The sequence below is a fragment of the Streptomyces sp. NPDC033180 genome (genome assembly GCF_055577645.1).
In genome coordinates this window covers 1-18,701 of sequence record NZ_JBVIPU010000001.1, presented here as the reverse complement: position 1 = coordinate 18,701, position 18,701 = coordinate 1, and the positions used below count along the sequence as shown (strand labels likewise).

Here is an 18,701-nt window from a genome sequence, read left to right as displayed (position 1 = left end):
GGGGCCATCGGTGTGATGGCGACTTGCGGCATTCGACCTGCGGCTTGCTGCTTCAGTCGGTGTGGGTGTCCGCGGCCTCGACCTCTTCACGGGTGACGCCGAGGAGGTAGAGGACGGTGTCGAGGAAGGGAACGTTCACCGCGGTGTGCGCGGCCTCCCGGACGACAGGCTTGGCGTTGAAGGCGACACCGAGACCGGCCGCGTTCAGCATGTCGAGGTCGTTGGCGCCGTCACCGATCGCGACGGTCTGCTCCAGCGGGACCCCGGCCTCGTCGGCGAAGCGGCGCAGCAGGCGGGCCTTGCCCGCGCGGTCCACGATCTCGCCGGTCACCTTGCCGGTGAGCTTGCCGTCGACGATTTCCAGGGTGTTGGCCTGGGCGAAGTCGAGGCCGAGACGTTCCTTCAGATCATCGGTCACCTGGGTGAACCCGCCCGAGACGACGCCCACTTGGTAGCCGAGGCGCTTGAGCGTGCGGATGAGGGTACGGGCGCCGGGGGTGAGGCGGACCTCGGAGCGGACCTTGTCGACGACCGAGGCGTCGAGCCCGGCGAGGAGTTCCACGCGGGCGTGCAGCGACTGCTCGAAGTCCAGTTCGCCGCGCATCGCGGCCGCGGTCACCTCGGCGACCTTGTCCTCGCAGCCGGCGTGCGCCGCGAAGAGTTCGATCACCTCGTCCTGGATGAGGGTCGAGTCGACGTCCATGACGACGAGCCGCTGGGCGCGGCGGTGCAGACCCGCGGCGACGACGGCGACGTCCACGCCGAGCTTCGCCGCTTCGAGGGCGAGGGCGGTCCGCAGCGGCTCGGTCTCGGTGCCGGACACGGCGAACTCGACGGCGGTGACGGGGTACTTGGCGAGCCGGAAGATGCGGTCGATGTTGCCGCCGATCGCGGTGATGCTGGCGGCGATGGCGGCGGTCGACTCGGCGGTCAGGGGGTGGCCGAGCACGGTGACGTGGGAACGGCCGTGGCCACGGGGGCGGTTGTCGCCGATGCCCGAGATGATCTCGGCCTGCATCTTCAGGGAGTCGGCCCAGCTGTGCACGGTGGACCGCAGGTCGCCCTCCAGGCCGGCCGGCGGCTGGGTCACGAGCGCGCACAGCACTATGCGGCCACGGGTGACGACCTGCTCGATGTCGACGACGTCGACGGAGTAGGCGGCGAGGGTGTCGAAGAGGCCTGCGGTGATTCCAGGACGGTCCTTGCCGAAGATCTTGACGAGGAGCGTGGGGACGTCGGCGGGGTGCGGGGGCTGCGAAGCGCTCATGGTGTCCCCACGGTATCCGGCGCCCCGCGGACCCGTCCCGCCGGTCCGCTGGGCGGACACCGCCCCCCTGCGCGGGCCCCCTCCTCCACCACCACCCGGCCCCGACTCACCGCTGACCTACCCCCCCGGCGGCCCTTCTCCCCCCCAGACCTTCGCCTCCGGCGGGTTCTCTCCCACCCGCCCACCCGTTCACCCCGCGGTGTAGGCCGTCCGCGCCCGCGGGGGTTTCTCGGTCGCTTGCCGGTTTGCTCGGCGGTGGTTCTTTCCCGCCAGCCCACCCACCCGCGCGTTCAGCCGTGCCGGGTTTCTCCCACGCCCCGTGCCCCCCGGCGGGTTTCTCCCACCCGGGCGTTCACCTCGGGCGGGTCTTTTCCCGCCCGCCCGCCCGTTCGCCCCGTGGTGTAGGCCGTTCGCGGCCGCGGGGGTTTCTCGGTCGCTTGCCGGTTTGCTCGGCGGTGGTTCTTTTCCGCCCGGCCAGCCGTTTGGCCTGCAGCGTTGACCGTGCCCCGCTCGCCCTCGTCTGTCGATCGCCGTCTCGGCCGCGGGGTGATCGGGTGGGTGGGCGGAGAAGAATCCGCCGCGAAGCGGCGGGACAGAGCGCCCCCGCCGGAAGCGGCGCTACCGCCCCCCGCCGCCCCGCGGCCCCCGCGGCCCCCGCGGCCCCCGCGGCCCCCGCTGCGGGGGAGGAGGCGGTGGCGGAGGCGGCGGAGGCCAGTCTCCGTTGCCCGAGGAGCGCGGGCGCGGCTTCGGCCGCGGGGGAGGCGTGATCGGCCCCACCACCGTCGGCGCCCCCGAGGCATCACGCGGCGGCCGGAGGTAAGGGTTGGTGTCAGGGTTCGACGGCCGGAAGGGTGCACTCGGGCTGTACGGCCCCGCAGTACCGGGCGGCTCCGCAGCGCCCGCAGCGCCCGCAGCGCCCGCAGCACCAGCGACATCCCCCACCCCCACCCCCGCCCCCGCCCCCGCCCCCGCCCCCGCCAGGGCCAGCGCCGCAACCCTGCCCCCCGCCGCCCCACTAGCCACCGCAAGCACCGCCCCCACCACCCCCGCCCCCGCGCCCCACGCCGCGCCGAGCAGCACCGCCATCCCCAGTTGTCCGTGCAGCTCTATCCCCGCCCCGAACGCGTCGAAGCCGAGCACCGAGAGTGAGGCGTCCGCGGAGACCCCGGTCAGCCACACCAGCAACGGCAGGGCGAGCGCCGTCACCGCGGCGAGCCGCACCGCGCACTGCCCCGCGAACCGCAGGGCGCCCGTTTCACCACGTAAGTAAGGAGTGCGGACAGCCGTGAGCACCCCCGCGAACAGGATCATCAGCGCCGCCGCGACGCCGAGGAGCCAGACCCGGCTGTCGAGTTCCGCGAGCCTCCCCAAGGTCACCGCTTCGTTCCCCGAGGCGCCCGACCCCGTCAGGAGATCGTCCAGCGGATCCGGGAGCAGCTTCGCCAGCTCTCCCGTCGCCTCGCCGTCCCACGGCACGAAGAGCCCGATCGGCACCCCGAGCCACACCCCGTTCGGCGCCCCGAGCAGCGCGGCCCCCGCGATCCGCTTGGGATGGGCGTCGCCGATCATCGCGTACAGCGCCGCGGCAAGACCGGCGAGCACCGCCATCAGCAACACCGTGACCAGCGCCGACGCGGCAGGACGCAGCACGCGGTGCACGGCGTCCCACCCGCGCGGCAGCGGCGTACGACGCGAGGCGAGCAGGGCGATCAGCAGGACGCCGAGCACCCACACCGCGCCCCCGAGCAGCGTTGGACCCGTGTCCACGGTGAAGCCGACCGCCGCTTTCGCCTGCGCGAGATCGCCGAGCCGGTCGGGCAGCAGCCCGCCGATGTCGCCGAGCCCGTCGGGGAGTTTGTCCGTGATGTCGTCCGGGAGCTGGTCGATCCCCTCGTCGATGCCCTTGTCGATCCCCAGCTGGTCGCCGTCGATCGTGATGATGTCGTGACCTGCCCATGCCAACCCGCCGAGCATCGCCAGAAAGAGGACGATCACCGCACTCACGCGCGCCGCCAGTTCGGCGACCGTGATCACAACTCCCGCTCCGCGCAAGGAGCGTAGGAAGAAATACGCAAGCAGTACCGCGCCCGTGAGGCCGACGCCCAGTGGCGCGACATCGATCGCCGTGGTCGCCTCGGCACCTTCGAGCCCGAACGCCGACACGTCACCGGACGGGGTGACCGAGCCACCCGCGCCGAGCGCCACCACAGCGGCCGTCATCGGCCCCAGTTGCCCCACCGCGTTCGCGCCGAGAAGGTGCAGGCCGAGCGCCGCCACGCCGGCCATCCCGACAAGTGCCCAGCTCACGGCGGCGATCGCGGAGAGCAGCACATCGCCCCACCGCACACCCCGGCCTTCGGCCCGTTTCCCGCCGGTCTCCATCAGGACCCCCCGACTCACGCCGTGTCGCCCGATTCATACGAGATATGCGCAATGCGCATGATCCGTATGCACTCATGGGCGGTTACTACTCTCCGGGGTGGTTTCTGCCTCGTCAACGGGGCGGTCATGGAGGCCCGTACGCAGTCTTCACAAGGCCCGACTTTCGGTCAGAGGCCTCCGCCTGAAATAGTTCCTCCCGATGTTCGACATCCCTAGACTCCCCATGATGGGGGCTAGCTCGGGGGACAACTCAGTGGGGCTGGAGTGCCGGAACTCGTACTGGAATTGAATGGAAGGACCTGGACGCTCGATCCGTCCAGGTCGTACACCCTCGGACGTGATCCGCAGGGAGATCTCGCGCTTGACGACGCCAGAGTTTCCTGGCGTCACGCCACGATCAGCTGGAGCGGCCGCAGTTGGGTCATCGAGGATCACGGCAGCACCAATGGCACCTTTGTGCAGGGCCAGCGGATCCACCAGATGGAAATCGGCCCCGGCTCGGCCGTGAACCTCGGCAACGCGACCGACGGTCCGCGGCTGAATGTGTCCGGTAGCGCCTCGGGCGCCGCCGCCGTATCCGCACCGCAGCAGGCCGCTCAGCAGGCCCCGGCCCACCAGGCGCCGCAACATCAGGCGCCGCAGCACCACGCGCAGCAGCAGGGCGGACCCGGCTGGGCCGCCAACGCATCCCAGCAGCACGCACCCCAGCAGCAGGCGCCGCAGTACCAGGCGCCGCAGCAGATGCCCCAGCAACAGGGCTGGCCGCAGCCCCAGCAACAACAGGCTCATCACCAGCAGCCCCAGCAGCCGCAGGTCCCGCAGCAGCAGGGCCCCGGCGCGGGTTCCGGCGGTGTCGCGGGGGCCCCGCCGGTCTACGGTGACCGCAGCCCGACGACGTTCCACCAGCTCTCGCTCGGCCGCAAGATGCGCATCGGCCGCGCCCTGGAGAACGAGCTGGTCGTCTCCGACCTCCAGGTCTCACGGCACCACGCCGAGTTCACGGCCACTCCGGACGGCCGCTTCGAGATCCACGACCTCGGCTCGCACAACGGCACGTACATCAACGGTCAGCCGGTCGCGAAGTCGGGCACGGCCCTCATCGGCCCGAACGACATCGTCAGCGTCGGCCACTCGACGTTCCGGCTCGTCGGCGACCGGCTCGAGGAGTTCGTCGACACCGGTGAGATCTCCTTCTCCGCCCGCCACCTGACGGTGACGGTCGACGGCGGCAAGGACATCCTCAAGGACGTCTCCTTCGGCGTCCCGGAGAAGTCGCTCATCGCGGTCATCGGCCCCTCGGGCTCCGGAAAGTCCACCCTGCTGAAGGCGCTCACCGGCTACCGGCCCGCCAACAAGGGTGACGTCCTCTACGACAACCGGAACCTGTACAAGCAGTTCGCCGAGCTGCGCCAGCGCATCGGTCTGGTCCCGCAGGACGACATCCTGCACAAGGAACTGACCGTCAAGAAGGCCCTCAAGTACGCCGCCAAGCTGCGCTTCCCCTCGGACACCAGCGAGCAGGAACGCGAGCAGCGCATCGGCGAGGTCCTGCGCGAGCTCAAGCTGGACATCCACAAGGAGAAGAAGGTCACTTCCCTCTCCGGTGGCCAGCGCAAGCGCGTGTCGGTGGCCCTCGAACTGCTCACCAAGCCGTCGCTGATCTTCCTGGACGAGCCGACCTCCGGCCTCGACCCGGGCATGGACCGCGACGTCATGCAGCTCCTGCGCGGCCTCGCCGACGACGGGCGTACGGTCCTGGTCGTCACGCACTCGGTCGCCGAGCTGGCGATCTGCGACAAGCTCCTGGTGATGGCGCCGGGCGGCTCGGTCGCGTACTTCGGTCCGCCGGAGGAAGCGCTCAACTTCTTCGGCTACCAGACGTGGGCGGACGTCTTCTCGGCGTTCGAGAACTACCGCGACTACGACTGGGCGGGCCGCTGGAAGGGCTCGCAGCACTACCAGATGTACGCCGCCGACATCGACGCCGTGGCCGCGCAGTCGGTCCATATGCCGCCCCCGCAGGCGATCAGACCGCCCAAGCCGCAGGGCTGGGGTTCGCAGTTGTGGACCCTGATCCGCCGCTACACCTCGGTGATCGCGTCCGACAAGGGCTTCATGGGTCTGATGGTGATCCTGCCCGCGGTCCTCGGCATCGTCAGCGTCGTCATCCCGGCCGACTTCGGGCTCGGCCCGCCCAAGCCGCCGGCCAAGTTCAACGGCGACGCGGGCACGATCATGCTGATCCTCGCGGTCGGCATGTGCTTCTCGGGCGCGGCCAACTCCGTACGAGAGCTGATCAAGGAACGGGTCATCTACGAACGGGAGCGGGCCACCGGCCTTTCCCGCTCGGCGTACCTGATGTCCAAGGTCATCGTCCTCGGTGTGATCACGGCCCTGCAGGGCGTGATCATCTGCGGCATCGGCTTCGCGACCCGCGACATGCCGGAAGAGGGTCTGATCATGCCCCCGGCCGTCGAGATCTGCCTGACGATCATCGCCCTGGGCTTCACGTCGATGATGTTCGGCCTGGTCATCTCCTCGCTGGTGAAGACCTCCGAGAAGACCATGCCGCTCCTGGTGATGTTCGCGATCGTCCAGGTCGTCTTCACCGGCGTGCTCTTCCAGGTCTACGGCTCGCCGGGCCTGGAGCAGTTCGCCTGGCTGATGCCGTCGCGCTGGGCCATCGCCGGCGCGGGCGCCACGCTGGACCTCGCCCACCTCATGCCGCCGTGGGACCCGAAGAAGCCGGGCGACCTCGACCCGCTGTGGGAGCACTCGGCAGGGCAGTGGGGCATGAACATCACGATCCTGCTCCTGATCGGCATCGCCTGCGGCTTCGCGGTCGCGCGCCTGCTGCGCCGCCACGAGCCCGAGGTCATGCGCAAGTAGGCAGGCCCGTGAGAAGGGCCTGTGAGAACGACGAGAAGGGCGGCACCCCGTGCGGGGTGCCGCCCTTCGGCGTCTGACGAGCCTCGGCGAAGAGGTCCGTTGATCAGGAGATCAGGCTCAGTAGGCGCCGTTCACGTTGTCCATCGAGCCGTACCGGTCGGCCGCGTAGTTGGCCGCGGCCGTGATGTTGGCGACCGGGTCGTAGATGTTCGTGGACGTGCCCGCGACGTGGTACGCGTCGAACGTCGGCTGGATGACCTGGAGCAGGCCGACGGACGGGGTGCCGTTGATGGCGTTGATGTCCCAGCCGTTCTTGGCGTTCGGGTCGCCCGCCGACTCACGGATGATGTTGCGGTGCAGGCCCTCGTAGGAGCCGGGGATGCCCTTGGACTTCATGATGTCCAGGGACTGGCGGATCCAGCCGTCGAGGTTGTTGGCGTAGACCGGCTTGCGCGCGGCGGCACGGCTCGCGGCTTCCTTGGCCTTGCGCTCGTCCTCGGCCTTCTTCTTGGCCGCGGCCTCCTCGTCGGCCCGCTTCTTCGCGGCGGCGTCGGCCTCGGCCTTCGCCTTCGCGGCGGCGGCGTCCTTGGCCTGCTTGTCGACTGCGGTGTGCTGCTTGATGACACCGGCCTCGACCGCCTGCTGGGCGTCGGCGTTCTGCTTGAAGGCCACCGGGGCGGCCTCGATGTTCTGGGTTCCGGTTCCGGCATCGGCGCTGCCCGGCACGAGGGAGAACGCGAGGGCGGCGGCGCCGAGCGTGGCGACACCGGCGATCGAGAACTTCTGGGTCTTGGTCGGCGCGGGGCGACTATGACCAGGGGTGCTGTGCTTGGACATGCTGATGGACCTCTTCGAAATCGCGGAGGTCGCTCTGGCCGGCGGGGACATTGCTTACCCGACACGAACGCCGCGGTGCGAGACCGCGGCGCCGAGCGACGGGAGCAATTGTTAGCGGCCGCAAAATTCTGTGGCAAAGCAGTGACGTACGAAGCCGGGTAGTGGATCAGGGGGTGCTTTGTACCTTCTGACGGCAACGCACCCCCGCCCAAAAAGGACTTTCTTATCCACTAGGGACCTTCGTACGTGACGTGCGCCCTATGCGCGGGCTCACATCGAACACGTAACAGCCTTACCAACAGTTGCCACAGCAATTCCCTGCGTGAGCAAACTCCTCCGGAAGTAGGAGATGCACATCGCCGAACTCATGCCAGAGGTAGAGACGGCGTACCGCCTCCGCATAACCCCGGTCCACGGCGGCCGGGCCCGCGATCGCCTCGAGCATCAGCAGATGCGATGCCTGCGGCTCGTGCAGACCCGTGAGCAGCCCGTCCACCACGCGCACGCCCCGCTCGGGCGTCACCACGAGCTCCGTACGGCCCGCTGCCGCCCGGACCACCCCGCCGGGTCCCGCGGCCGACTCGACGGCACGCACGGCCGTCGTACCGACCGCGATGACACGCCCGCCGCCCGCCCTGGCGGCGTTGATCAGCCGCGCCGACGTCCGGGGCACCTCGAAGAGCTCGGGATACGGCGGCTCGTGCGCCTCGGGCGATGCCACCCCCGTATGCAGGGTGACCGGCGCGAACTGCACACCCCGGCTCACCAGGCGTGCCACCAGGGCCGCGGTGAACGGCCGGGCCGCGCTCGGCATCTCGGCGCTGCCCGTTCCGTCGTCCGACGGGAGCGCGAACACCGTCTGGTGGGCGGAGAGCGGCTGATCCCTCTCTGTATAGGAGTAACGGATGGGGCGCCCGTGCCGCCGCAGCAGCGACGGCACATCGGCCGACACGCGGGCCCACCACAACCGCCCGCTTCCGGGGGCCAGCGGCTCATCGACGACGAGGCGTACGTCCCCGGGGAGCCGCACGACCGAGTCCGCGGGCCCGCCCGCCCGCGGACGCGTGGTGCCGTTGCCGTCCGGCTCCCGCAACTCGACGGCCCACCGCCCGTCGTCGCCCCGCGTCGAGAAATGCACCACTACGCGCGCGTGCCCGGCGGCTCCGTCGACCGCGGCGGGCAGTGTCCGTGAGGTGTTCACGATCAGCACGTCCCCTGCCCTGAGCAGCGTGGGCAGGTCGGCGAACGCGTGATGAGAGACCTCCGTCCCGCGCGAGACGAGCAGCCGCACCGCGTCCCTGCCGAGCCCCGGGCCACGCTGCTCGGCGGGAACACGCGCCGCCAGCTCATCGGGCACCCGCACGGCCAGCGTCATCGCGCGTCCCGCGCGTCCTGGAGAGAGGGACCTTCGAGCAACGCAGGCGCGGAGTGCCGTCCGCTCGCCGGCCGCTCGTCGAGCAGCCGCAGGAAGGCGGGCACCACCGCCTCCGGTGACGGCCGCCCCGAGGCGTCATCGTCCGGCACGGCCGCCTCGTAGAGGTCGGTGCGCATGTCACCGGGATCGACCGCCCACACCCTGATCCCCGGCTCCTCCACGGCGAGGACCGCCGACAGCTGGTCGAGGGCGGCCTTGGACGCCCCGTAACCACCCCAGGTCTCGTACGCCTCGACGGCCGCGTCGGAGCTGACGTCGACCACCGCTCCGGCCTCCGAGGCCCGCAACAGGGGCAGCGCCTCGCGGACCAGCCCCAGAGCCGCCACCACATTGGTCTCCAGGGCCTGCCGCAGCCCGTCGAGCGTGAGCTCCTCAAGGCGTACGAGAGGCTCCGCGCCCAGCGCGCTCGCGTTGTTCACCAGCAGATCGAGACCGCCCAGCTTCCGCGCCGCGGCCACCAGATCCGCCCGGTGTCCGGCATCCGTGACATCCCCGGCGACGGCCTCCACGCGCGCGCCGCGTCCCGCCAGGTCCCGTGCGGTCTCCTCGAGCACGGCGGCCGTTCTCGCGTCGAGCACCAGAGCCCACCCCCGCTCGGCGAGCGCCGCCCCCAGCGCCCGCCCCAGTCCCTTCGAAGCCCCCGTGATGATCGCTACCGGCATGACATCCATCCCCTCGGGTCGCCCTTGCAGCCGCTTCTCCAGCGGATGACCCCACGGTAGGAACGGACTTCCGCCCGGCGCCTCGTGCGCGGGCCGCAACGGCTCAGGGCCCTTGGGCCTACGCCCACGGCCCTAGGCGGTCGCCATCACAGGTCCGATACGCGCTGTCACACCCCGCCGGTACGGTGAGGCCATGAGTCAAGGTCCCCGGTCCGGTCTGAACGCGGTGAGCTCCGCGCTTCTCGCCATGAGCAGGCAGCTCGAGGTGCGTGACGTCCTCAAGACGATCGTCGCCTCGGCCCGCGAACTGCTCGACGCCCAGTACGCGGCGCTCGGCGTTCCGGACGACCACGGCGGGTTCGCCCAGTTCGTCGTCGACGGCGTCAGCGACGAGCAGTGGCGTGCCATCGGACCGCTGCCCCGGCAGCACGGCATCCTCGCCTCGATGCTGCACAAGGCCGAGCCCGAGCGCCTCGCCGACGTGCGCAAGGACCCGCGCTTCGAGGGCTGGCCGTCCGCCCACCCGGACATGTCCGACTTCCTGGGCCTGCCGATCCGGTACGGGGACGAGACACTCGGCGCCCTCTTCCTCGCCAACAAGCTGCGATCTTCTGGGGGGCGCCCCCCGGACCCCCGGCGGCCCGCAGAGCCGGACGGCGGTTGCGGATTCACCGCCGACGACGAAGAGCTCCTGTCGATCCTCGCCCAGCACGCCGCGATCGCCCTCACGAACGCCCGTCTTTACGAACGCAGCCGCGAGCTCACCATCGCCGAGGAGCGCTCGCGCCTCGCCCATGAACTGCATGACGCCGTCAGCCAGAAGCTGTTCTCGTTGCGCCTGACGGCCCAGGCCGCGGCCGCCCTGGTGGACCGCGACCCCGCCCGCGCCAAGGGCGAACTCCAGCAGGTGACCGTGCTCGCGGCCGAGGCGGCGGACGAACTGCGCGCCGCCGTCGTGGAGTTGCGCCCCGCGGCCCTGGACGAGGACGGCCTGGTGGCCACCTTGCGCACCCACACGCAGGTCCTGGACCGCGCGCACTCCGCCCAAGTCACCTTCGAGAGCCGCGCGGTCCGCGCTCTGCCCGCTTCCCAGGAGGAAGCGATGCTGCGCGTTGCCCAGGAGGCGCTGCACAATGCCCTGCGCCACTCCGGCGCGGAACGCGTCTGCGTCACCTTGGAGCGGCGCGGCGCCGGCGCGGTGCTGCGCGTCATGGACGACGGCAGCGGCTTCGACCCGCGCGTGATCCGGCGCGCGGGGCGGCACTTGGGCCTGGTCTCCATGCGGGACAGGGCCGGCGGGGTCGGCGGACGGCTGACCGTGGAATCGGAGCCCGGCAAGGGCACGACGATCGAGATGGAGGTTCCCGGTGGCTGACGCTGTGTCCCATCCGAAGCCCGACCCGAAGACTGGGATCCGGGTGCTGTTGGTCGACGACCACCAGGTGGTCCGCCGCGGTCTGCGTACGTTCCTCGAGGTGCAGGACGACATCGAGGTCGTGGGCGAGGCGTCGGACGGCGCCGAAGGGGTCGAGCAGGCCGAGAAGTTGAAGCCGGACGTCGTCCTCATGGACGTCAAGATGCCGGGCATGGACGGCGTCGAGGCGCTGCGAAAACTCCGCGAACTGGCCAACCCCGCGCGCGTGCTCATCGTCACCAGCTTCACCGAGCAGCGCACGGTCGTCCCGGCCCTGCGCGCGGGCGCCGCCGGGTATGTCTACAAGGACGTCGACCCGGACGCCCTGGCGGGTGCCATCCGCTCCGTGCACGCGGGCCATGTGCTCCTCCAGCCCGAGGTGGCGGGGGCGCTGCTGTCCCAGGAGGAGGCCAACACCGGGCAGGGGAGGGGCGGTTCGCTCACCGAGCGGGAGCGCGAGGTTTTGGGGCTCATCGCAGACGGCCGCTCGAACCGCGAGATCGCGCGCGCCCTCGTGCTCTCCGAGAAGACCGTCAAGACCCACGTCTCGAACATCCTGATGAAGCTGGACCTCGCCGACCGCACCCAGGCCGCCCTGTGGGCCGTACGACATGGTGTGACCGGCTGATCAACGTTTCGTCGCACTCCGTCAACCGACAATGCGGACCGTCGCGTTCCGGACTGAGATTCATACCGTCGTGTAGATGTCCCTCGTATGGCGCAACCTGCGCGCCGCCCGGCCGTTCTCCAGTGCGTGCTGCGGCGGCTGGCCGCGGCGATCGCTAGGAGGGTCCAGAAGTGAAGAACCTGAAGAAGGCCGCTGCCGTCACGATGATGGCGGGTGGCCTCGTCGTCGCCGGCGCCTCTCTCGCCTCCGCCACGGACGGTGCGCAGGCCAACGGCAAGGCCGTGAAGTCCCCGGGCGTCGGCTCGGGCAACCTCGTCCAGGCGCCGGTGCACATCCCCGTGAACGCCGTGGGCAACACCGTGTCCGTCATCGGTGCCCTCAACCCGGCCTTCGCGAACGACGGCGTCAACGTCTGACGAACGCCTCAGGCGCAGCAGCGACTACCGGCCTCTCGGGTGATTCCCGGGGGGCCGGTCTGCGTGCCCCGTAGGGGCGCGGGGAACTGCGCGGAAAGCCACGGTGGTCCCGCAGTCGACAGTCTCTCCGGAACACACGGCGCCGAAGCTCCGGGCGCCCTGGGCCAACGGGGCTCAGCCCCGTTCTCGCTCCTCCACGTACGCGTTATAGGCGGCCACCTGCGCCCGCCGGGCAGTCCGCTCCACGGGGCGCAACGCCGCCCCCCGCGCCGCCATCTCCGAGGCGCTCACGGCCCCGCCGTGGCCGTTCTCGTACGCCACCGAGATCAGCAGGCCGACCCGCTGGGCCAGCTCCAACACCCGTACGGCACGCGGCGGGTAGCCGGGGGCCAGAGCCTCGCGCCCCCGCTCGGCCCGCGCCCGGTAGGCGTCCACCGCGGCCTCGGCAACCGGCCCCGAGCCCGCCACGTCGAGCCGCGAGAGCACCTCCGTCGCGTCCCGCAGCGCCTCGGCGAGCTCGCGCTCCGCCTCGCCCAGCGAAGGAACGTCGGCGGGCGGCGCCTCCCGTACGGGCAGGCAGTGCCAGAGCACCTCCACGTGCACATCACCGGCCGGCCCCGCCTCGGACACCTCGGGCACCAGGCCGTACGGCGCCCCGAAAGCGACGACCGCCTCCTGTGCGTCCAGGGCCCGTGCGTTGAAATCGGGCGGGCCGCTCAGGCCGAGCGGATGTCCCGGCGCGGGCAGCGCGACCCGGAGCCCGGTCACCCCGAGCGTGCGCAGTCGTCCGAGGGCGAGCGTGAGACCGACGGGCCCCGACTCGCCGGGGAGGCCTTCGACCCGGTGCACGGCGTCGTCGCCGACCATTGCGAGCACCGCGTCATCCGGCGAGACAAGTCCGGCAAGAAGGGCATTTCCCCATGCAGCCAAGCGTCCTGAGCGTGGTTCCGAGAGCATGCGTACAGCCTAAGGACCGGGCTAAGGGCTGGAGCGCTCGGCCGGTGGCGTAGGTTTTCTCCCAGGGGACTGCGCCCACAGGCGCAAGCGACAGCCGAGACTGCAATGGGAGACAACGCGCTCATGAGCGATGTACTGGAGCTGGAGGACGTATCCGTGGTCCGCGAGGGCCGGGCTCTGGTGGACCAGGTCTCCTGGTCGGTCAAGGAGGGTGAGCGCTGGGTCATCCTCGGACCGAACGGCGCGGGGAAGACCACCCTCCTGAACGTCGCGTCCAGCTACCTCCACCCGAGCACCGGAACCGCCACCATCCTCGGCGAGACCCTCGGCAAGCCCGGCACGGACGTCTTCGAGCTCCGCCCGCGCATCGGCGTCGCCGGCATCGCGATGGCCGAGAAGCTGCCCAAGCGCCAGACCGTCCTGCAGACGGTGCTCACGGCCGCGTACGGCATGACCGCCGGCTGGCACGAGGACTACGAGGACGTCGACGAGCAGCGCGCCCGCGCCTTCCTCGACCGCCTCGGCATGACCGACTACCTGGACCGCAGGTTCGGCACCCTCTCCGAGGGGGAGCGCAAGCGCACCCTGATCGCGCGCGCCCTGATGACCGACCCCGAGCTGCTCCTCCTCGACGAGCCCGCCGCGGGCCTCGACCTCGGCGGCCGCGAAGACCTCGTACGCCGCCTCGGCCGCCTCGCCCGCGACCCGATCGCCCCCTCGATGATCATGGTCACGCACCACGTCGAGGAGATCGCCCCCGGCTTCACCCACGTCCTCATGATCCGCCAGGGCAAGATCATGGCCGCGGGCCCGCTGGAGCTCGAACTGACCTCCCGCAACCTCTCCCTCTGCTTCGGACTGCCCCTGGTGGTCGAGGAGCGGGGCGAGCGCTGGAGCGCCCAGGGCCTCCCGCTCGGCTGACACCGGCGCGAACGGCCGGGCCCGCGCCGGTCGGTAGATCACGTGCCCTGTGCGGGAAGGTCCCGCGGTCCTACCATGACCATGTGGACATCGACGCATGGGTGTGGTGGCTGATCGGGGCCGCCGCGCTCGGAATCCCGCTCGTACTGACCGCGATGCCGGAGTTCGGCATGCTCTCCGTGGGCGCCGTCGCGGGCGCCGTGACCGCGGGCCTCGGCGGCGGCACCGTGCTCCAAGTCGTCGTCTTCGCCGTGGTGTCGGTCGCGCTTATCGCGGTCGTACGCCCGGTGGCGGCGAGACACCGTGCCGGGCGGCCCGAACTGGCCACGGGTGTGGACGCGTTGAAGGGCAAGACGGCCGTCGTCCTGGAACGCGTCGACGGCTCCGGCGGCCGGATCAAACTCGCCGGCGAGATCTGGTCGGCCCGCGCACTCGACACCGCCGAGAGCTACGAGGCGGGACGCGAGGTGGACGTGGTCGAGATCGACGGAGCGACAGCCATCGTCATGTGACGGTCAGTCATCGTCAGCTGAATGCACCACGGGGTGTGCGACGGTCTGACAGACTCGACCAGCAAGATCTTCGCCGACGCGCGTTCTGGCTCTGCGGATCTTCCGGGAACACCGAGGCAAGAGGGGTACGGGGAACAACGATGCAACCAATCATCATCGTCCTGATCATTCTGGTGGTGCTGGTCTTCATCGCCCTGATCAAGACGATCCAGGTGATCCCGCAGGCCAGCGCGGCGATCGTCGAGCGCTTCGGCCGCTACACCCGGACACTGAACGCGGGCCTGAACATCGTCGTCCCGTTCATCGACTCGATCCGCAACCGCATCGACCTCCGTGAACAGGTCGTCCCCTTCCCGCCCCAGCCGGTGATCACCCAGGACAACCTCGTGGTGAACATCGACACCGTCATCTACTACCAGGTGACCGACGCCCGCGCCGCGACGTACGAAGTCGCCAGCTACATCCAGGCGATCGAGCAGCTCACCGTCACCACCCTGCGCAACATCATCGGTGGCATGGACCTCGAGCGGACCCTGACGTCCCGCGAGGAGATCAACGCGGCGCTGCGCGGCGTCCTCGACGAGGCCACCGGCAAGTGGGGCATCCGCGTCAACCGCGTCGAGCTCAAGGCGATCGAGCCGCCGACCTCCATCCAGGACTCGATGGAGAAGCAGATGCGCGCCGACCGCGACAAGCGCGCCGCGATCCTCCAGGCCGAAGGTGTACGGCAGTCGGAGATCCTGCGCGCCGAGGGCGAGAAGCAGTCCGCGATCCTGCGGGCCGAGGGAGAGGCCAAGGCCGCGGCCCTGCGCGCCGAGGGCGAGGCCCAGGCGATCCGTACGGTCTTCGAGTCCATCCACGCCGGAGACCCGGACCAGAAGCTCCTCTCGTACCAGTACCTCCAGATGCTCCCGAAGATCGCCGAGGGCGACGCGAACAAGCTCTGGATCGTCCCCAGCGAGATCGGCGACGCCCTCAAGGGCCTCGGCGGCGCACTCGGCAACTTCGGCCCGATGGGCGGCGGGCCCAGCATCCCGTCCCCCTCGCCCAAGGAGCGCCGCGAGCAACCGCCGATCGACTGAGCGCCCCAAAGGGGCGCGGGGCTGTCACATATGCGGCTCCGCCGCGTGGGCGCGCTCAGCCAAGGCCGAGCGGTTACGCGGCAGGCGCCGCCAGCCACCCCGGCAAGGTGTCCCACGCGTCCCGGCCGAGCGCCAGCAACATCGCATCCGCAGGCGTCGGCTCAAAGGGCTGCCGCAACAACGGCATCCCCGCCTCCTCCGGCGTACGGTCCGCCTTGCGGTGATTGTCCATCGCGCACGAGGCGACCGTGTTCAGCCAGGTGTCCGTACCACCCTGCGCCCGCGGCACCACGTGGTCCACGGTCGTCGCCCGCCTCCCGCAGTACGCGCACCGGTGCTGGTCCCGTACGAGCACGCCACGCCGCGACCACGGAGCCCGTCTTCGGAACGGCACCCGTACGTACCTGCAGAGCCTGATCACCCGAGGCACCGGTATCTCGACCGCGGCCGCGCGCACACGGAGTCCGGGATGGGCCTGCTCGACGACTGCCTTGTCGCTGAGGACCAGCACGACGGCACGGTTCAGCGTCACCGTCGACAGCGGCTCGAAGCTCGCGTTCAGCACCAGCGTGTCCCGCATTTCGCCCACCTCCCGTATGCACACCGACCCACCCCCTGGCGGGCTTGGATCAACTCTGGCCGGGCACGCCGAGATGGACAACGCAATAAAAATGCCCGCCCCTGATCACTTCCATGACCAGGGGCGGGCAAACGTTCAGTGAACGCTCAGCTATCGGCCGGAGCCGCGTACTCGGCGAGCACCTGCGCGCGCCCGAGCGTGTGGAACCGGAGGTTGAATCCGATGGCGGCGGGCGAAGCGTCGGAGTCCGGCCCGAGCTTCTCCTCATCCACCGCGTACACGGTGAACACATAACGGTGTGCCGGGTCACCGGGCGGCGGGGCCGCGCCCCCGAATTCCTTCGTCCCGTAGTCGTTCCGCACCTGCACCGCGCCTTCGGGCAGCCCCTCGAACTTGCCGCTGCCGGCACCGGTGGGCAGCTCCGTCACCGACACCGGGATGTCGATGACGGACCAGTGCCAGAACCCGCTGCCCGTGGGCGCGTCCGGGTCGAAGCACGTCACGGCGAAGCTCTTGGTCTCCGGCGGGAAACCTTCCCACCGCAGGTGCGGCGAGGTGTTCCCGGCCGCATGGACCTGAGCGTCCTTGAGGACCGCACCCGGCTCGAAGTCCTCGCTCACGACCGTGAACGAGGGCACGGGCGGATGGAAGTCATGGGGAAGCGGCGGCCTCTTGAGCTCGGTCACGTCGGCACCTCCTGGTTGGTTCCTGCTCGGCGGTAGCTCTACGGCTCTGCTCTCCCGAGCCTAGAACCAGTTGCGCTTGCTGCCGACCTGGGACAGCCACTCGTTGAGGTACGCCGCCCAGTCCGTGCCCTGGAAGTCGTTCAGACCGACCTTGAACGAGCGGAACGAGTCGCTGCCCTCACTGAACATGCCCGGCTTCTTGTCCATCTCCAGGATGACGTCCATCTCGCGGTCGTCGGCCACGAAGCTCAACTCGACCTGGTTGAGTCCGCGGTACTGCTGCGGCGGGAAGAACTCGATCTCCTGGTAGAAGGGCAGCTTCTGCCGCGTGCCACGGATGTGCCCGCGCTCCATGTCCGCGCTCTTGAAGCGGAAGCCCAGCTGGATGAAGGCGTCCAGGATGGCCTGCTGCGCCGGAAGAGGGTGCACGTTGATCGGGTCCAGGTCGCCGGAGTCCACGGCCCGCGCGATCTCGAGCTCGGTGGTCACACCGATGTTCATCCCGCGCAGCTGCTGCCCGTCGATGGAGGTGACCGGCGTCTCCCAGGGGATCTCGAGCCCGAACGGCACCGCGTGCACCTGGTTCGCCTGGAGCGTGAAGGCCCCACCGAGCCGCAGCTTGGTGAACTCGATGTCCTGCTTGGTCTCCTGGTCCTGGCCCTCGACCTCGACCCGCGCCTGCAGACCGACCGAGAGACCCTCGATCTCCTGGTCCACGGACCCGCCCTGGATCCGCACCTCACCCTGGACGACGCCACCCGGTACGACGTTGACCTCGGTCAGCACCGTCTCCACCGACGCACCGCCGGCCCCCAGGCTCGCAAGCAGCTTCTTGAACCCCATGACTCTCCTCCCCCAGGCCGCGCCTGTGGTTCGACTCGACTTGAATCCTTGATCCATACAAACGCGGTGAACCCACGTCCGGTTCCGCGTCCTCACCCTGGCAATCCGCCCGGCAGGTGACCACCCGTCCGTACAGAACTGTCTCCAGTACGCTCGGACGCCATGATCGAGGCCCCTGACCGTACGCCCCTCACCCACGACTTCTTTGAGCGCCCTGTCCTCGACGTGGCCCCTGATCTGCTGGGCCGCGTCCTCGTGCGCAGCTCACCCGACGGTCCGATCGAGCTCCGCCTGACAGAGGTGGAGGCGTACGCGGGCGATGCCGACCCTGGGTCACACGCCTATCGCGGCCCCACTGCCCGCAACAGCGTGATGTTCGGTCCGCCCGGATACGCGTACGTCTACTTCACCTACGGCATGTGGCACTGCCTCAACGTGGTGTGCGGCCCTGAAGGCAAGGCGAGCGGGGTCCTGCTCCGAGCCGGGGAGATCACGACGGGCGCCGATATCGCCCGCAAGCGTCGACTCTCGGCCCGCAACGACAGGGAACTGGCCAAAGGCCCGGCCCGTCTGGCCACGGCTCTTGACGTGGACCGCGACCTGAACGGCACCGACCTCTGCGCGGGCGCGGACGCCCCTCTCACTCTCCTCACGGGCACCCCCGTCGGCTCCGACCAGGTCGGTAGCGGCCCCCGTACGGGAGTCGGCGGTGACGGAGCGGCCCACCCCTGGCGCTTCTGGACCCTCAACGACCCGACGGTGAGCCCTTATCGGGCCCATACGCCCCGACGCCGCCGAACTTGACGCGGCCCTGGGCGGACCGTAATGTGGCCCGAGCCGCTTGACCCGGTGACGGCAATCTGCCGACAGCTGGAAGCGGCCAACCACTACCTACGACTTCCCCTCAGCGGGGGCGAATTTGGCGTGCTCGCATGTCTGAATTCGAACTCGCGGAACTCGATTATGAGTTGCCGAGGGAATCCGCTAACGTAGTGAACACGCCGAAAGGCAAAGGCCCTCCAACGGCCACTGGAAATGAAATCCGGACCGGGAACGGAACGGAAAACGGATCTGGTAGAGTTGGAAACACGAAATACCGAAGGGAAGCGCCCGGAGGAAAGCCCGAGAGGGTGAGTACAAAGGAAGCGTCCGTTCCTTGAGAACTCAACAGCGTGCCAAAAGTCAACGCC

The 18,701-nt window shown here is 70.0% G+C and carries 17 protein-coding genes; 8 read left to right on the top strand and 9 right to left on the bottom strand.

Translation table 11 applies throughout. The features are described 5' to 3' along the window. Nucleotides 1-52 precede the first annotated feature (52 nt). Entirely contained in the window at nt 53-1,267 is a 1,215-nt protein-coding gene (serB, locus tag ACZ5WE_RS00085) for a phosphoserine phosphatase SerB (protein ID WP_467690329.1), read from the bottom strand. Nucleotides 1,268-1,885: 618 nt separating this feature from the next. Continuing rightward, the gene (locus ACZ5WE_RS00080) at nt 1,886-3,649 is read right to left on the bottom strand and encodes a streptophobe family protein (protein ID WP_467690331.1); all 1,764 of its coding nucleotides are present in this window, start codon (nt 3,647-3,649) and stop codon (nt 1,886-1,888) included. 264 nt (nt 3,650-3,913) lie between these two features. Between ACZ5WE_RS00080 and ACZ5WE_RS00075 the strand changes: the two genes are divergently transcribed. Next, nucleotides 3,914-6,538 (top strand): ABC transporter ATP-binding protein/permease, encoded by a 2,625-nt coding sequence (locus ACZ5WE_RS00075; RefSeq protein ID WP_467690333.1) that lies wholly within the window; start codon nt 3,914-3,916, stop codon nt 6,536-6,538. A gap of 117 nt (nt 6,539-6,655) precedes the next feature. Here the strand turns inward: ACZ5WE_RS00075 and ACZ5WE_RS00070 are convergent, their stop codons facing one another. The 3 genes from ACZ5WE_RS00070 to ACZ5WE_RS00060 all read right to left on the bottom strand — a co-directional run bounded on the left by ACZ5WE_RS00070 (nt 6,656) and on the right by ACZ5WE_RS00060 (nt 9,472). Next, complete coding sequence (locus ACZ5WE_RS00070; protein ID WP_467690335.1) at nt 6,656-7,375, bottom strand: transglycosylase SLT domain-containing protein; 720 nt, start codon at nt 7,373-7,375, stop codon at nt 6,656-6,658. A 292-nt stretch (nt 7,376-7,667) separates the two neighbouring features. Continuing rightward, nucleotides 7,668-8,750 (bottom strand): S-adenosylmethionine:tRNA ribosyltransferase-isomerase, encoded by a 1,083-nt coding sequence (locus ACZ5WE_RS00065; RefSeq protein ID WP_467690337.1) that lies wholly within the window; start codon nt 8,748-8,750, stop codon nt 7,668-7,670. Further along, nucleotides 8,747-9,472 carry an SDR family NAD(P)-dependent oxidoreductase gene (locus ACZ5WE_RS00060; RefSeq protein ID WP_467690338.1) on the bottom strand — a complete coding sequence of 242 codons (726 nt, stop codon included), beginning with the start codon at nt 9,470-9,472 and terminating at the stop codon, nt 8,747-8,749. Before ACZ5WE_RS00060 ends, ACZ5WE_RS00065 begins: the two co-directional genes overlap by 4 nt. A 193-nt stretch (nt 9,473-9,665) precedes the next feature. Between ACZ5WE_RS00060 and ACZ5WE_RS00055 the strand changes: the two genes are divergently transcribed. The 3 genes from ACZ5WE_RS00055 to ACZ5WE_RS00045 all read left to right on the top strand — a co-directional run bounded on the left by ACZ5WE_RS00055 (nt 9,666) and on the right by ACZ5WE_RS00045 (nt 11,930). Further along, nucleotides 9,666-10,847: a GAF domain-containing sensor histidine kinase gene (locus ACZ5WE_RS00055; protein ID WP_467690339.1), complete on the top strand. Its 1,182-nt coding sequence runs from the start codon at nt 9,666-9,668 to the stop codon at nt 10,845-10,847. After that, nucleotides 10,840-11,514, top strand: a complete 675-nt coding sequence (locus tag ACZ5WE_RS00050; protein ID WP_363313063.1) for a response regulator transcription factor — start codon at nt 10,840-10,842, stop codon at nt 11,512-11,514. Before ACZ5WE_RS00055 ends, ACZ5WE_RS00050 begins: the two co-directional genes overlap by 8 nt. Nucleotides 11,515-11,684: 170 nt before the next feature. Next, complete coding sequence (locus tag ACZ5WE_RS00045) at nt 11,685-11,930, top strand: chaplin (RefSeq protein ID WP_467690340.1); 246 nt, start codon at nt 11,685-11,687, stop codon at nt 11,928-11,930. 174 nt (nt 11,931-12,104) lie between these two features. Here the strand turns inward: ACZ5WE_RS00045 and ACZ5WE_RS00040 are convergent, their stop codons facing one another. After that, nucleotides 12,105-12,887, bottom strand: a complete 783-nt coding sequence (locus ACZ5WE_RS00040; RefSeq protein WP_467690341.1) for a hypothetical protein — start codon at nt 12,885-12,887, stop codon at nt 12,105-12,107. Nucleotides 12,888-13,010: 123 nt separating this feature from the next. Here ACZ5WE_RS00040 and ACZ5WE_RS00035 point away from each other — a divergent pair, with 123 nt between their 5' ends. The 3 genes from ACZ5WE_RS00035 to ACZ5WE_RS00025 all read left to right on the top strand — a co-directional run bounded on the left by ACZ5WE_RS00035 (nt 13,011) and on the right by ACZ5WE_RS00025 (nt 15,402). Beyond that, the gene (locus ACZ5WE_RS00035; RefSeq protein WP_467690343.1) at nt 13,011-13,808 is read left to right on the top strand and encodes an ABC transporter ATP-binding protein; all 798 of its coding nucleotides are present in this window, start codon (nt 13,011-13,013) and stop codon (nt 13,806-13,808) included. Between the two features lie 83 nt (nt 13,809-13,891). After that, on the top strand, nt 13,892-14,320 hold the full coding sequence (locus ACZ5WE_RS00030; protein ID WP_467690345.1) for an NfeD family protein: 429 nt from the start codon (nt 13,892-13,894) through the stop codon (nt 14,318-14,320). Nucleotides 14,321-14,460: 140 nt separating this feature from the next. Continuing rightward, nucleotides 14,461-15,402 carry an SPFH domain-containing protein gene (locus tag ACZ5WE_RS00025; RefSeq protein WP_467690347.1) on the top strand — a complete coding sequence of 314 codons (942 nt, stop codon included), beginning with the start codon at nt 14,461-14,463 and terminating at the stop codon, nt 15,400-15,402. Between the two features lie 73 nt (nt 15,403-15,475). On the opposite strand, the gene ACZ5WE_RS00020 is transcribed toward ACZ5WE_RS00025, so the two are convergent. The 3 genes from ACZ5WE_RS00020 to ACZ5WE_RS00010 all read right to left on the bottom strand — a co-directional run bounded on the left by ACZ5WE_RS00020 (nt 15,476) and on the right by ACZ5WE_RS00010 (nt 17,511). Then, complete coding sequence (locus ACZ5WE_RS00020; RefSeq protein ID WP_467690349.1) at nt 15,476-15,982, bottom strand: HNH endonuclease; 507 nt, start codon at nt 15,980-15,982, stop codon at nt 15,476-15,478. Nucleotides 15,983-16,128: 146 nt separating this feature from the next. After that, nucleotides 16,129-16,668 carry a YbhB/YbcL family Raf kinase inhibitor-like protein gene (locus tag ACZ5WE_RS00015; protein ID WP_467690351.1) on the bottom strand — a complete coding sequence of 180 codons (540 nt, stop codon included), beginning with the start codon at nt 16,666-16,668 and terminating at the stop codon, nt 16,129-16,131. Nucleotides 16,669-16,728: 60 nt separating this feature from the next. Continuing rightward, nucleotides 16,729-17,511 (bottom strand): sporulation protein, encoded by a 783-nt coding sequence (locus ACZ5WE_RS00010; RefSeq protein ID WP_467690353.1) that lies wholly within the window; start codon nt 17,509-17,511, stop codon nt 16,729-16,731. A gap of 162 nt (nt 17,512-17,673) precedes the next feature. Between ACZ5WE_RS00010 and ACZ5WE_RS00005 the strand changes: the two genes are divergently transcribed. Next, a complete protein-coding gene (locus tag ACZ5WE_RS00005; protein WP_467690354.1) occupies nt 17,674-18,315 on the top strand; it encodes a DNA-3-methyladenine glycosylase in 642 nt (213 codons plus the stop codon). Nucleotides 18,316-18,701 lie beyond the last annotated feature (386 nt).